Origin of the sequence: Streptomyces sp. NWU339, from assembly GCF_003143855.1 — a bacterium.
Classification (GTDB): domain Bacteria; phylum Actinomycetota; class Actinomycetes; order Streptomycetales; family Streptomycetaceae; genus Streptomyces.
In genome coordinates, this window is sequence record NZ_QFRK01000021.1 from 77,247 (window position 1) to 91,309 (window position 14,063).

Annotated in this window: 10 protein-coding genes; 5 read left to right on the forward strand and 5 right to left on the reverse strand. The window is 71.1% G+C overall.

Annotated features, from left to right (window positions below; genetic code table 11):
• Positions 1-19: 19 nt before the first annotated feature.
• Positions 20-748: an HAD family phosphatase gene (locus DIZ27_RS23780; RefSeq protein WP_109380485.1), complete on the reverse strand. Its 729-nt coding sequence runs from the start codon at positions 746-748 to the stop codon at positions 20-22.
• A 135-nt stretch (positions 749-883) separates the two neighbouring features.
• Positions 884-4,405 carry a methionine synthase gene (gene metH / locus DIZ27_RS23785; protein ID WP_109380486.1) on the reverse strand — a complete coding sequence of 1,174 codons (3,522 nt, stop codon included), beginning with the start codon at positions 4,403-4,405 and terminating at the stop codon, positions 884-886.
• Between the two features lie 293 nt (positions 4,406-4,698).
• On the opposite strand from metH, the gene DIZ27_RS23790 reads away from it, so the two are divergent.
• The 5 genes from DIZ27_RS23790 to DIZ27_RS23810 all read left to right on the forward strand — a co-directional run bounded on the left by DIZ27_RS23790 (position 4,699) and on the right by DIZ27_RS23810 (position 11,190).
• Entirely contained in the window at positions 4,699-5,463 is a 765-nt protein-coding gene (locus DIZ27_RS23790; RefSeq protein WP_109380487.1) for an IclR family transcriptional regulator, read from the forward strand.
• Positions 5,464-5,896: 433 nt separating this feature from the next.
• A complete protein-coding gene (locus DIZ27_RS23795) occupies positions 5,897-6,691 on the forward strand; it encodes an MIP/aquaporin family protein (protein WP_109380488.1) in 795 nt (264 codons plus the stop codon).
• Between the two features lie 110 nt (positions 6,692-6,801).
• Complete coding sequence (gene glpK, locus DIZ27_RS23800; protein WP_109380542.1) at positions 6,802-8,337, forward strand: glycerol kinase GlpK; 1,536 nt, start codon at positions 6,802-6,804, stop codon at positions 8,335-8,337.
• Positions 8,338-8,366: 29 nt separating this feature from the next.
• Positions 8,367-9,983, forward strand: a complete 1,617-nt coding sequence (locus tag DIZ27_RS23805) for a glycerol-3-phosphate dehydrogenase/oxidase (protein ID WP_109380489.1) — start codon at positions 8,367-8,369, stop codon at positions 9,981-9,983.
• A 220-nt stretch (positions 9,984-10,203) separates the two neighbouring features.
• Entirely contained in the window at positions 10,204-11,190 is a 987-nt protein-coding gene (locus tag DIZ27_RS23810; RefSeq protein ID WP_109380490.1) for a PAC2 family protein, read from the forward strand.
• A gap of 77 nt (positions 11,191-11,267) precedes the next feature.
• Here the strand turns inward: DIZ27_RS23810 and mshC are convergent, their stop codons facing one another.
• From mshC to DIZ27_RS23825, 3 genes are all read right to left on the reverse strand, one after another.
• Entirely contained in the window at positions 11,268-12,497 is a 1,230-nt protein-coding gene (gene mshC, locus DIZ27_RS23815; RefSeq protein ID WP_109380491.1) for a cysteine--1-D-myo-inosityl 2-amino-2-deoxy-alpha-D-glucopyranoside ligase, read from the reverse strand.
• 126 nt (positions 12,498-12,623) lie between these two features.
• Complete coding sequence (locus tag DIZ27_RS23820) at positions 12,624-13,457, reverse strand: SCO1664 family protein (protein ID WP_109380492.1); 834 nt, start codon at positions 13,455-13,457, stop codon at positions 12,624-12,626.
• Entirely contained in the window at positions 13,421-14,011 is a 591-nt protein-coding gene (locus tag DIZ27_RS23825; protein ID WP_109380493.1) for a DUF3090 domain-containing protein, read from the reverse strand. Before DIZ27_RS23825 ends, DIZ27_RS23820 begins: the two co-directional genes overlap by 37 nt.
• Between the last annotated feature and the right edge of the window lie 52 nt (positions 14,012-14,063).

Below are 14,063 nucleotides of genomic sequence, written 5' to 3' on the forward strand. Positions count from 1 at the left end.
GGTCCCGCAGGCCGCTCCCCTAGCGCATTTCCGTCATCAGCCCGCGCAGAAAAGTCAGGTCGACCGTTTCCAACGACGGCACGACGGTCCGCCGGGCGGCCGGCGTGATGGGGGCCACGGAGGGCACCGCCACGACGTGGCAGCCCGCGGCCTCGGCGGCGGCCACGCCGGTCGCCGTGTCCTCGACGACGGCACACCGCACGGGATCCACACCGAGACCGAGGGCGGCGGTCAGGTACGGGTCGGGGTGGGGCTTGGTTCGCGGGACCTCGTCGCCGGCGACCGACAGCGCGAAGTGGTGGGCGCCCAGCGAGGTCAGTACGCGGTCGATGATGCGCCGGTGCGAGGCCGAGACCAGGGCCGTGGGGACGCCGTGCTCGGACAGCTCGGCGAGCAGCCGGGCGGCACCGGGCATCAGCGGCAGGGCACTGGAGATGCGGTCCTCGAAGCCGTCGTTGAGCAGTACCGTCAGTTCGGCCAGGGGGATGTCGGCTCCGGTCGCCTCGATGAGGAAGCCCGCGCTGCGGGTCATGGGGCCGCCGACCACGACATGGCGCCACGAGTCGTCGAGGGCGTGGCCGAGGGAGGCGAACACCTCGACCTCGACGTCCCACCAGAAGCCCTCGGTGTCGACCAGGGTGCCGTCCATGTCCAGGAGCACCGCCTGCAGGGCGGAGCCTTCGGCCGGGGGGGAGCCCAGGGCCTGGGGGAGAGAGCCGAGCGCGGTAACCGGAACCGTACTGGTCATCCACGTACCTCCTTCAAGGGACGATCAGGCCGGTTCCCCTAGGGGAACCGGCCTGCGGTGGACCGACCAGTGTACGTCGTGCGCGACGCAGCCGCCCATTGCGCCCCGCGAGCCCGGGCGAACCGCCGGACGGGATCAGCGGGCGTTGAAGTACTTGGCCTCCGGGTGGTGGATCACGATGGCGTCCGTGGACTGCTCGGGGTGCAGCTGGAACTCCTCGGACAGGTGGACGCCGATGCGCTCGGGCTGGAGCATCTCCGCGATCTTGGCACGGTCCTCCAGGTCGGGACAGGCGCCGTAGCCGAGGGAGAAGCGGGCGCCCCGGTACTTCAGGGCGAACATGTCCTCCATCGCGGCCGGGTCCTCACCGGAGAACCCGAGCTCGGAGCGCACGCGCGCGTGCCAGTACTCGGCGAGCGCCTCGGCCAGCTGCACGGACAGCCCGTGCAGTTCGAGGTAGTCGCGGTAGGCGTTGGCCGCGAACATCCGCGCGGTCTCCTCGCCGATGCGGGAGCCGACGGTGACGACCTGGAAGCCGACGACATCCGTCTCGCCGGACTCCTCCGGGCGGAAGAAGTCGGCCAGGCACAGGCGCCGACCGCGGCGCTGGCGCGGGAAGGTGAAGCGGGTGCGCTCGTTGCCCGCCTCGTCCAGGACGATCAGGTCGTCGTCCTTGGAGACGCACGGGAAGTAGCCGTACACGACGGCCGCCTCCAGCAGGTTGTCCGTCTGGAGCCGGTCCAGCAGGCCGCGCAACCTGGGCCGGCCCTCGGTCTCCACCAGCTCCTCGTACGTCGGCCCGTCGCCCGTGCGGGCCTGCTTCAGGCCCCACTGGCCCTTGAACAGGGCGCCCTCGTCGAGCCAGCTCGCGTACTCCTTGAGCTGGATTCCCTTGACCACCCGGGTGCCCCAGAACGGCGGCTCGGGGACCGGGTTGTCGATGGCGACGTCCGAGCGGACGTGCCCGGCCTCGGGGCGCTCGTCGATCTCCACGGTGGCCGCGCGGACCCGACGCTGCCGCAGCTCGGGCAGCTTGGCGCCGGGCACGCCGCGCTTGATGCCGATGAGGGCGTCCATCAGGCGCAGGCCCTCGAAGGCATCGCGGGCGTAGCGGACCTCGCCCTGGTAGATCTCGTGCAGGTCCTGCTCGACGTAGGCGCGGGTCAGGGCGGCGCCGCCCAGGATGACCGGGTAGTCGGCGGCCAGTCCGCGCTGGTTGAGCTCCTCCAGGTTCTCCTTCATGATCACCGTGGACTTCACCAGCAGCCCGGACATGCCGATGACATCGGCCTTGTGCTCGTCGGCGGCGTCCAGGATCGCGGAGACCGGCTGCTTGATGCCGAGGTTGACGACGTTGTAGCCGTTGTTCGACAGGATGATGTCGACCAGGTTCTTGCCGATGTCGTGCACGTCGCCGCGGACCGTGGCCAGCACGATGGTGCCCTTGCCCAGGTCCTCGCCGTCCTCGACCTTCTCCATGTGCGGTTCGAGGTGGGCGACGGCCGCCTTCATCACCTCGGCGGACTGGAGCACGAACGGCAGCTGCATCTGGCCCGAGCCGAACAGCTCGCCGACCGTCTTCATGCCGTCCAGCAGGGTGTCGTTGACGATGTCGAGGGCCTTGCGGGTCTCGAGGGCCTGGTCGAGGTCTGCCTCCAGGCCCTTGCGCTCACCGTCGATGATCCGCCGCTTGAGGCGCTCGTCCAGGGGCAGCGCGGCCAGTTCCTCGGCCTTGCCGGCCTTCAGGGACTTGGCGGTGGCTCCCTCGAAGAGCTGCATCAGCTTCTGCAGCGGGTCGTAGCCCTCGCGGCGCCGATCGTGGATCAGGTCGAGGGCGCAGGTCACCTCCTCCTCGCTGAAGCGCGCGATGGGCAGGATCTTCGACGCGTGCACGATCGCCGAGTCCAGCCCCGCCTTGACGCACTCGTCCAGGAAGACGGAGTTCAGCAGGATGCGGGCGGCCGGGTTGAGGCCGAAGGAGATGTTGGACAGTCCCAGGGTGGTCTGCACCTCGGGGTGGCGCCGCTTCAGTTCCCGGATGCCTTCGATGGTGGCGAGGCCGTCCTTGCGGGACTCCTCCTGACCGGTGCAGATGGTGAAGGTGAGGCAGTCGATGAGGATGTCCTCCTCACGGATGCCCCAGTTGCCGGTCAGGTCGGCGATGAGGCGCTCGGCGATCTCGACCTTCTTCTCGGCGGTGCGGGCCTGGCCCTCCTCGTCGATGGTCAGCGCGATCAGCGCGGCACCGTGCTCCTTGGCCAGTTGCGTGACGCGCGCGAAACGGGACTCGGGGCCGTCGCCGTCCTCGTAGTTGACCGAGTTGATGACCGCCCGGCCGCCGAGCTTCTCCAGACCGGCCTGGATGACGGGGACCTCGGTGGAGTCCAGCACGATCGGCAGGGTGGAGGCGGTGGCGAACCGGCCGGCCAGTTCCTCCATGTCGGCGACGCCGTCGCGGCCCACGTAGTCCACGCACAGGTCCAGCATGTGCGCGCCCTCGCGGATCTGCTCCCGGGCCATCTCCACGCAGTTGTCCCAGCGGCCCTCGAGCATCGCCTCACGGAACTTCTTCGACCCGTTGGCGTTCGTCCGCTCACCGATCGCCAGGTAGGAGGTGTCCTGGCGGAAGGGAACGGTCTGGTAGAGGGAGGCCGCACCGGGTTCCGGGCGCGGGTCGCGCTCCGCCGGGGCGAGACCGCGCACGCGCTCCACGAGCTGCCGCAGATGCTCGGGCGTCGTACCGCAGCAGCCGCCGACCAGGGACAGCCCGTAGTCGCGGACGAAGTTCTCCTGTGCGTCCGCCAGCTCCTTCGGGGACAGCGGGTACCGCGCGCCGTCCTTGGTGAGTTCCGGCAGACCGGCGTTCGGCATGCACGACAGCGGGATGCGGGAGTGGCGGGCCAGGTAGCGCAGGTGCTCGCTCATCTCGGCCGGGCCGGTCGCGCAGTTCAGGCCGACCATGTCGATGCCCAGCGGTTCCAGCGCGGTGAGCGCGGCGCCGATCTCGGAGCCCAGCAGCATGGTGCCGGTCGTCTCCACCGTGACCGAAACGATCAGCGGGCCCTCGTGACCGGCGGTCTCCATCGCGCGGCGGGCGGCGATGACGGAGGCCTTGGTCTGCAGCAGGTCCTGGGTCGTCTCCACCAGCAGCGCGTCCGCGCCGCCCGCGAGCAGGCCCTCGGCGTTCTGCTGGTAGGCGTCCCGGATGGCGGTGAAGGTGGTGTGGCCGAGGGTGGGCAGCTTGGTGCCGGGGCCCATCGAGCCCAGCACCCAGCGGGGGCGGCCGTCCCGCGCCGTGAACTCGTCCGCCGCCTCGCGGGCGATGCGCGCACCCGCCTCGGACAGTTCGACGACGCGCTCCGCGATGTCGTACTCGCCCAGGGCGGTGAGGTTGGCTCCGAAGGTGTTGGTCTCGACGCAGTCGACCCCGGCGTCGAAGTACGCGGAGTGGACCGAACGGACGATGTCCGGGCGGGTCAGGTTCAGGATCTCGTTGCAGCCCTCGAGGTCCTCGAAGTCTTCGAGCGTGGGGTCCTGTGCCTGGAGCATGGTGCCCATCGCTCCGTCGGCGACCACCACTCGGGTGGCGAGCGCCTCTCGGAGAGCGGACACACGGGTCCGGCTGTCGGCGGAAGGGGTCAGCGGCAACGAGGCCATGTACGGGGCTCCCTCAGGTGCGACGGCTGTCGGCTTTACGTCTGTCCGAAAAGCACCCTCGTGGTGCTCCCGGGCAGAGGCACGCCGCCAGGGTATCGGGGACCGCGCCCCGATGTTCGGGATGTCCACTGGTCGGACGAAGATGGCCGGGTCCCGACGTACCGCACGCGGGTGACACGACGGATGGCGGCGGACCATTGGCGGGAGGTCGACATCGAGCGGTAGTGTTCGGCATTGCCGAACAGTGGCAGCGGCCGCGTGCGACGGTCGTAGGGGACGGAGGCAGCACGGCGATGGCACGGAACATCCAGTCGCTCGAACGGGCGGCGGCGATGCTGCGCCTGCTGGCGGGTGGCGAGCGGCGGCTCGGCCTGTCGGACATCGCCTCGTCCCTGGGCCTCGCCAAGGGCACCGCCCACGGCATCCTGCGCACCCTCCAGCACGAGGGCTTCGTCGAGCAGGACGACGCCTCCGGGCGCTACCAGCTGGGCGCCGAGCTGCTGCGCCTGGGCACCACGTACCTCGACGTGCACGAGCTGCGGGCACGCGCCCTGGTCTGGACCGACGACCTGGCCCGCTCCAGCGGCGAGAGCGTCTACCTCGGCGTGCTGCACCAGCAGGGCGTGCTGATCGTGCACCACGTGTTCCGGCCCGACGACAGCCGGCAGGTCCTGGAGATCGGGGCCATGCAGCCGCTGCACTCCACGGCCCTGGGCAAGGTGCTGTCGGCTTACGACCCGGTGGCGCACAGCGAGGCCCTGGAGGCCGACCGCAAGGCGTTCACCGACCGCACGGTGTGCGAGCCGGACGCCTTCGAGCGCATCCTCGACCTCACCCGCGCGCGCGGGTACGCGGCGGACGTCGAGGAGACCTGGGAGGGCGTGGCCTCGATCGCGGCCCCCGTCCACGACCGGCGGCGGATGCCGGTCGGCGCGGTCGGCGTCACGGGTGCGGTGGAGCGGCTGCGGCAGGGCGGCGAGCTGCGTCCGGAGCTGATCGCGGCGGTGCGGGACTGCGCCCGCGCGGTGTCGCGGGACCTGGGCGCCCGGCGGTTCTGAGCGGGCCGGGCAGGCACGGGCGGAACGAACACACTCCGAAGAGCGGGCGGGACGCCGTACGGCGTCCCGGCCGTCGCCGTGCCCGGGGTCGGGCGAACCGGCTGGACTCCGACACGACAGGAACTCCGACAGAACAGACGGATCCCGCAGACCCCCGGCGAAGACCGGCGACTCGACCCAGTCGATGCAGCCGGTGCAGCGGGTGCAGCGGGTGCAGCCGGTAACAATCGCACTTTCGGCAACCAAGCCCTTGACGTGTGTGCGAGGCGGAGAAAGACTCCCGTCCATCGGTCGGCATTGTCGAACAACTACCGGCAATACGCGTTAGGGTGTGACAACGCCAAGGGCCGACATCGCTCTCACCCCTGAGTGCGCCGATCCCCGGCGGGACCCGGGGGTCGGCTTCCCTGGACGAAGGACAAAGGAGTCGCGGGTGTCCAGCTCCGACATCTTCATCGGCGAGACCCTCGGTACCGCCGTACTCATCCTGCTCGGCGGCGGCGTCTGCGCCGCCGTGACGCTGAAGGCCTCGAAGGCCCGTAACGCCGGCTGGCTCGCCATCGCCTTCGGGTGGGGCTTCGCCGTCATGACGGCGGTGTACATCGCGGGGCCGCTCTCCGGCGCCCACCTCAACCCGGCCGTGACCCTGGCTCTCGCCGTCAAGGACGGCGAGTGGAGCAACGTTCCGGTCTACTTCGCCGGAGAGTTCCTCGGCGCGATGATCGGCGCGGCGCTGGTCTGGGTGGCGTACTACGGACAGTTCCAGGCCCACCTGACCGACCAGGAGATCGTCGGCGGTCCGGGCGCGCAGGCCGCCGCGGCCAAGGCCGTCGAGGCACAGGAGAAGGGCGCCGGCCCCGTGCTCGGCATCTTCTCCACCGGTCCGGAGATCCGGAACGCGGTGCAGAACCTCGCCACCGAGATCATCGGCACCATGGTGCTGCTGCTCGCCGTGCTCACCCAGGGCCTGAACGCCGAGGGCAACGGCCTCGGGGTGCTGGGCGGTCTCATCACGGCGCTCGTGGTGGTCGCCATCGGCCTGTCCCTCGGCGGCCCGACCGGCTACGCGATCAACCCGGCCCGCGACCTCGGCCCGCGCATCGTGCACGCCCTGCTGCCGCTGCCCAACAAAGGCGGCTCCGACTGGTCCTACGCCTGGGTCCCGGTCGTCGGTCCGCTGATCGGCGGCGCCCTCGCGGCAGGCTTCTACAACATCGTCCTCGCCTGACGGCGACCCTGCTGCCGCGCAACCCCGAGTCTTGTGGAAGCGCCGTCCGTACAGCCCCGTAATCAAGGAACCCCCAGGAGCACACAGTGACCGACGACCAGACCGCCGGCATCGCCTCCCACGGCCACGGCCCGTTCATCGCCGCCATCGACCAGGGCACGACCTCCTCCCGCTGCATCGTCTTCGACCGCGACGGCCGCATCGTCGCCGTCGACCAGAAGGAACACGAGCAGATCTTCCCCAAGCCGGGCTGGGTCGAACACGACGCCACCGAGATCTGGACCAACGTCCAGGAGGTCGTCGCCGGTGCCATCGAGAAGGCCGGCATCACCCGGGACGACATCAAGGCCATCGGCATCACCAACCAGCGCGAGACCACCGTCCTGTGGGACAGGAACACCGGTGAGCCCGTCCACAACGCCATCGTCTGGCAGGACACCCGCACCGACGCCCTGTGCCGCGAACTCGGCCGCAACGTCGGCCAGGACCGTTTCCGCCGCGAGACCGGTCTCCCCCTCGCCTCCTACTTCGCCGGCCCCAAGGCCCGCTGGTTGCTCGACAACGTCGAGGGTCTCAAGGAACGCGCCGAGGCGGGCGACATCCTCTTCGGCACCATGGACACCTGGGTCATCTGGAACCTGACCGGCGGTACGGACGGCGGCCACCACGTCACCGACGTCACCAACGCCTCCCGCACGATGCTGATGAACCTGCACACCATGCAGTGGGACGAGAGGATCGCCGAGTCCATCGGCGTCCCGACGGCGATGCTGCCCGAGATCCGCTCCTCCTCCGAGGTCTACGGCGAGATCAAGGGCGGCAGCCTGGGCGACCTGCTCGGCGGTGTCCCGGTCGCCTCCGCGCTCGGCGACCAGCAGGCCGCCCTGTTCGGCCAGACCTGTTTCGCCGAGGGCGAGACCAAGTCGACGTACGGCACCGGCACCTTCATGGTGATGAACACCGGTGACAAGATCATCAACTCCTACAGCGGCCTGCTGACCACCGTCGGCTACCAGATCGGCGGCCAGAAGCCGGTCTACGCCCTGGAGGGCTCCATCGCGGTCACCGGCGCGCTGGTGCAGTGGATGCGCGACCAGATGGGCCTGATCTCCACCGCAGCCGAGATCGAGACGCTCGCGCTCTCGGTCGAGGACAACGGCGGCGCCTACTTCGTGCCGGCCTTCTCCGGTCTGTTCGCCCCCTACTGGCGCTCCGACGCCCGCGGTGTGATCGCCGGCCTGACCCGGTACGTCACCAAGGCACACCTCGCGCGCGCCGTCCTGGAGGCCACCGCCTGGCAGACCCGGGAGATCGCCGACGCCATGACGAAGGACTCCGGCGTCGAACTGACCGCCCTCAAGGTCGACGGCGGCATGACCTCCAACAACCTGCTGATGCAGACCCTCTCGGACTTCCTGGACGCGCCCGTGGTGCGTCCCATGGTCGCCGAGACCACCTGCCTCGGCGCCGCCTACGCCGCCGGCCTCGCCGTCGGCTTCTGGAACAGCACCGACGACCTGCGCGCCAACTGGCGACGGGCCGCCGAGTGGACCCCCCGCATGGACGCGGAGATCCGCGACCGTGAGTACAAGAGCTGGCTCAAGGCCGTCGAGCGGACCATGGGCTGGCTCGGCGACGAAGACTGACACAGCCCGACGAGGAGCAAGAACCCGACATGACCACTCAGTCCACCCTGCAGTCCGTGCCTGCCCTGGGGACGCGCCCGGCCTCCTGCTCGAACCCGAGCCGGGCCGAGACCCGGGAGCGGCTCGCCAAGGCGTCGTACGACCTTCTCGTGATCGGCGGCGGCATCCTGGGCATCTCCACCGCCTGGCACGCCGCGCAGTCCGGCCTCAGGGTGGCACTGGTGGACGCCGGCGACTTCGCCGGCGCCACCTCCTCCGCCTCCTCCAAGCTCCTCCACGGCGGTCTGCGCTATCTGCAGACCGGCGCGGTGAAGCTGGTGGCGGAGAACCACTTCGAGCGCCGTGCGGTCTCCCGCCAGGTGGCCCCCCACCTGGCGAACCCGCTCACGTTCTACCTCCCCGTGTACCGGGGCGGGCCGCACGGCGCGGCGAAGCTCGGCGCCGGCGTCCTCGCGTACTCGGCGCTCTCGGCGTTCGGCGACGGCGTCGGCCACCTGCTCTCCCCCACCAAGGCCGCGCGGGACGTGCCGGAGCTGCGCACCGACAACCTCAAGGCCGTGGCCGTGTACGGCGACGACCAGATGAACGACGCGCGGATGGCGCTGATGACGGTCCGCGCGGCGGCCGATTCGGGCGCGGTCGTCCTCAACCACGCCGAGGTGACCGGTCTGCGGTTCACCCGGGGCCGGGTGACCGGCGCCGAGCTGCGCGACCGGCTGTCGGGCGACGAGTTCGGCGTCGACGCCCGCCTCGTGCTGAACGCGACCGGACCGTGGGTCGATCACCTGCGCCGGATGGAGGACCCGAACGCGGCACCGTCCGTCCGGCTGTCGAAGGGCGCGCACCTGGTCCTGAAGCGGACCTCCCCGTGGAAGGCCGCCCTGGCCACACCGATCGACAAGTACCGCATCACCTTCGCCCTCCCCTGGGAGGACATGCTGCTGCTCGGCACGACCGACGAGGAGTTCGAGGGCGACCCGGCGGATGTCGCGGTCACCGAGAAGGACACCGCCCAGATACTCGACGAGGCCGCGTTCTCCATCCGCGACCAGCAGCTGGACCGCGATCTGATCACGTACTCGTTCGCGGGCCTGAGGGTGCTTCCGGGCGGCCCCGGGGACACGTCGAAGGCCAAGCGGGAGACGGTCGTCAGCGAGGGCCGCGGCGGGATGCTGTCCGTCGCGGGCGGCAAGTGGACCACCTTCCGTCACATCGGCCGTACGGTGATGCGCAAGCTCCAGGAGCTGCCGGGCCACCCCCTGGGCGACGACTTCGAGCCGGTCGCGTCGCTGCCGAGGAAACTGCCGCTGCCCGGTGTGGCCAATCCGCGCGCGGTCGCCCACCGTCTGCTGGTCGACCACCCGGCACCCGGCCCGCGGATGGCGGCGGACACCGCCCGGCACCTGGCGACCCACTACGGTTCGCTGGCCTTCGACATCGCCCGGCTGGCCAATGACGACCCGCGGCTGGCCCGACGTGTCCACCCGGATGCCCCGGAGATCTGGGCGCAGGTCGTCTGGGCCCGGGACCACGAGTGGGCCGAGACGGCGGACGACGTGCTCCGCCGCCGCACGACCCTGACGATCCGGGGGCTGGCCACGGACGAGGTCCGCGCCGGGGTTCAGGACGTGCTCGACGAGAAGTAGGGGACGGGGCGCCGGCACCGGCTCCCCCACGGGAGCCGGTGCCGGGAAGGGACGCCACCGGGCCGCTCGCGCTCCCGGACCGCTCCGGCCACCGCGGGGTGTTTCCGGGTGCCTCCCAGGGCAGTCTTCGGTCATTCCCCTAGCAAAGGGGCTGCGTACGCCCCCTTGGCACGCCGTAAGGTTGGTGCGTACGCGAGGGCACGTCGGAAGGAGGCGCTGGGTGATCGAGCTCGAGGGGGTTCCCGAGCTGATCGACCCGGTCATGGTGGCCGCGTTCGAGGGCTGGAACGACGCCGGCGACGCCGCCTCCACCGCGGTCGCGCATCTGGACAGGGAATGGAAGGGCGAGGTGTTCGCGGCGCTGGACGCCGAGGACTACTACGACTTCCAGGTGAACCGGCCCACGGTGTTCATGGACGGCGGGGTCCGCAAGGTCACCTGGCCGACGACGCGGTTGTCGGTGGTCCGGGTCGGCGGCGACAAGCCACGCGATCTGGTGCTGGTCCGCGGTATCGAGCCGTCCATGCGCTGGCGCTCGTTCTGCAACGAACTGCTGGGGTTCGCCCATGAACTCGGGGTGGAGATGGTGGTCGTCCTGGGCGCCCTGCTCGGTGACACCCCGCACACCCGTCCGGTCCCGATCAGCGGGACCACGTCCGATCCGGACCTGGCCCGCCGTATGGATCTGGAGGAGACCAAGTACGAGGGCCCCACGGGGATCGTCGGCATCCTCCAGGAGGCGTGCACGCACGCCGGTGTCCCGGCGGTCTCACTGTGGGCCGCGGTCCCGCACTACGTGTCGCAGCCGCCCAACCCGAAGGCGACGCTGGCCCTCCTGAACCGGCTCGAGGACCTGATCGACGTGCGCATCCCGCTGGGCGAACTGTCCGAGGACGCGCGCGCCTGGCAGGTGGGAGTGGACCAACTGGCCGCCGAGGACAGCGAGGTCGCCGAGTACGTCCAGTCGCTGGAGGAGGCCCGGGACACCGCCGAGCTGCCGGAGGCATCGGGCGAGGCGATCGCCCGCGAGTTCGAGCGCTATCTGCGCCGCCGTGACGGTGGGTCCGGCCCGCCGCAGCCCGGTGGGCACGCCACGGCCGACGGCGGGGACGGCCCGTCGTTCCGACGGGAGGGCCCGGGCAGCCGGCCCCGCTCGCCGAATCCGCCGAAGCCGGACGCGGACGGCGAGGATTCCTCGGAGGACTGACCGGAACGAGGGGGGTGCCCCGTCCATGGACGGGGCACCCCCCTCGGCCGTTCGCTCCTGTCGTGGGGCGCCGACGGCTACAGTGCCACGCCGAGCAGGGCGTCCACCGCGCGGGAGACGATGCCGGGCGCGCCCGCGTCCGTCCCGCCGTTCTGCTCCTGGGTCACGGCCCAGCGGTCGACGGCGGCCAGGGCGGCCGGGGCGTCCAGGTCGTTGGACAGGGCCTCGCGGATCTCCTCCACGAGCGCCTCGGCGGGCGGACCGTCGGGGCGGGAGACGGCGGCCCGCCAGTGTTCGAGCCGGATCCCGGCATCCAGGAGGACCTGGTCCGTCCATTCCCAGTCGGCGCGGTAGTGGTGGGCGAGCAGCGCCAGCCGGATCGCCGCCGGGTCGACGCCGTCGCGCCGCAGCCGGGACACGAAGACCAGGTTGCCCTTGGACTTGGACATCTTCTCGCCGTGCAGGGCGACCATGCCGGCGTGGACGTACGCCTTGGCCATGGGGAACTCGCCGGTGAGCACCTGGGCGTGCGAGGCGCCCATCTCGTGGTGCGGGAAGACCAGGTCGGAACCGCCGCCCTGGACGTCGAAGCCCATGCCCAGATGGTCGAGGGCGATGGCCACGCACTCGATGTGCCAACCGGGTCGGCCCCTGCCGAGCGACCCGCCGTCCCAGCTGGGTTCGCCCTCGCGGGCGGCCATCCAGAGCATCGGGTCGAGGGGGTTCTTCTTGCCCGGGCGGTCCGGGTCGCCGCCGCGTTCGGCGGACAGCAGCCGCATGGCGGCCGCGTCGAGGTTCGAGACCCGCCCGAAGTTCGGGTCGGACTCCACGGAGAAGTAGACGTCGTCATCGAGTTCGTACGCCGCGCCGAGGTCGCGCAGTCGTTCGACGAGCGGGACGATGCCGGGTATCGCCTCCACCGCGCCTATGTACTGCTGCGGCGGCAGCATCCGCAGGGCCGTCATGTCCTCGCGGAAGAGCCGGGTCTCCCGCTCGGCGAGCGCGGCCCAGTCGACGCCGTCCCGCTCGGCCCGCTCCAGCAGCGGGTCGTCGATGTCGGTGACGTTCTGGACGTAATGGACCTGCCGCTTGGTGTCGAGCCACACGCGCTGCACGAGGTCGAACGCGTTGTACGTCGCGGCGTGTCCGATGTGGGTGGCGTCGTACGGGGTGATGCCGCAGACGTAGATACGGGCGACGGGGCCGGGGTCGAGCGGGGTCAGGCCCCCGGTCGCGGTGTCGTGGATCCTCAGGTCGCGCCCCTGACCGGGAAGGGCGGGGACCTCGGAAGCGGGCCAGGCATGCATCTCATGAGCGTAACCGGACCGCGGTCCCCAATACGAACCGGAGCAGCTCGGACGACCGAGAAGGCACTCTTGCGCATCCCCGCCGGACGTGCCCCGTCACGCGGGAGCCGTGTGCCGGCGCCCGGGTCAGACGGGTGGCCAGGGAATCGCCGGCCACCGGCCGCCGGGCTGCGGATGGGCGCCGGAGGCGAGCAGGGACGCCACCCGCGCGCGGGTGGCGTCGATCTCCGCGCGGGTGATCAGCGGGGCCAGCGAGGCGGCCAGCGCGCCGCCTTCGGCGAGTGCCTTCCCGAGGACCTCGAGGACGTCGCGTACCTCCTCGGTCAGCGGTTCCCCCGCCCAGCCCCACAGCAGGGTGCGCAGCTTGTCCTCGGCGTTGAAGGTGACCCCGTGGTCGATGCCGTAGAGCCGGCCGTCCCGCGTGGGCAGAAGGTGCCCGCCCTTGCGGTCGGCGTTGTTGATCACCGCGTCGAGCACGGCCAGCCGCCGCAGCCGTACGTCGTCGGCGTGCACGAGCAGCGCGGTGCGTCCCTCGCCCACCTCGGCGAACCCGACCGCCTTCCAGCCGGGTCCGGGCTCCTCCCGGTCCACCAGCGCGAGCAGTTCCGCCTCCGGCGTGGCCTCGATCCACAGCTGGCACATGCCCTCGCCGTGCGGCCCGTCCCGCAGCACGGTGGGCGGCACCAGTCCCCAACCGGTCGCCTCGGACACCTGGTACGCCGCGACCTCGCGCCCGGCGAGCGTCCCGTCGGGGAAGTCCCACAGGGGGCGCTCCCCCGCGACGGGCTTGTAGACGCAGGCGGCCTCGCGGCCCTCGTGGGTCACGGTGCAGTACAGCGCCGCGTTCGACGCCTCACGGATGCGTCCGCGAACGGTCAGTTCGCCCTCGGCGAGCAGCACCGCGTCGGCGGGGTCGGCGGTGGTCACGCCCCGCGGCGGTATCCGTTCTGGCGCGGACATACGTGTCCTTCCGGGTCGAGGGGGAGGCTGCACAGCGGGCACGGCGGCCGTCCCGCGTTGACGACGTCGAGGGCACGCTTGGCGAAGGCACGGGCCTGGACACCGGTGAGCCGGACCCTGAGCATAGGGGGCCCGTTCTCCTCGTCCTGGAGCAGCCGCTCCTCCGCCTCGGCGAGGTCCTCCTCGGACTCGGCGTCCAGTTCGACGAGTGCCTGCGCCTCGACGATCATGCACTCCTCCTCGCCGTCCCAGGCGAGGGCCATGGTGCCGACGCGGAACTCCTCCTCCACCGGGGAGTCCAACGGGGCGGTGTCGGCGATCTCGGCCGGTGCCACGGCGGGCACCGCGGCGCTGCCCCCGCTACGGCGCACGACCTCGTCGAGCAGTTCGTCCATGCGCTCGGCGAGCGCGGCGACCTGGGTCTTCTCCAGAGCCACGCTGGTCACCCGGGAGCCGGCTGAGGCCTGGAGGAAGAACGTACGGCGCCCTGGCAGTCCGACCGTACCGGCCACGAAACGTTCCGGCTGGTCGTAGAGGAACACCTGACGGGACACGTCCTGTCTCCATTGAGAGTTGTGGGTACGGGGATCAGCCAAGACGGCTGCG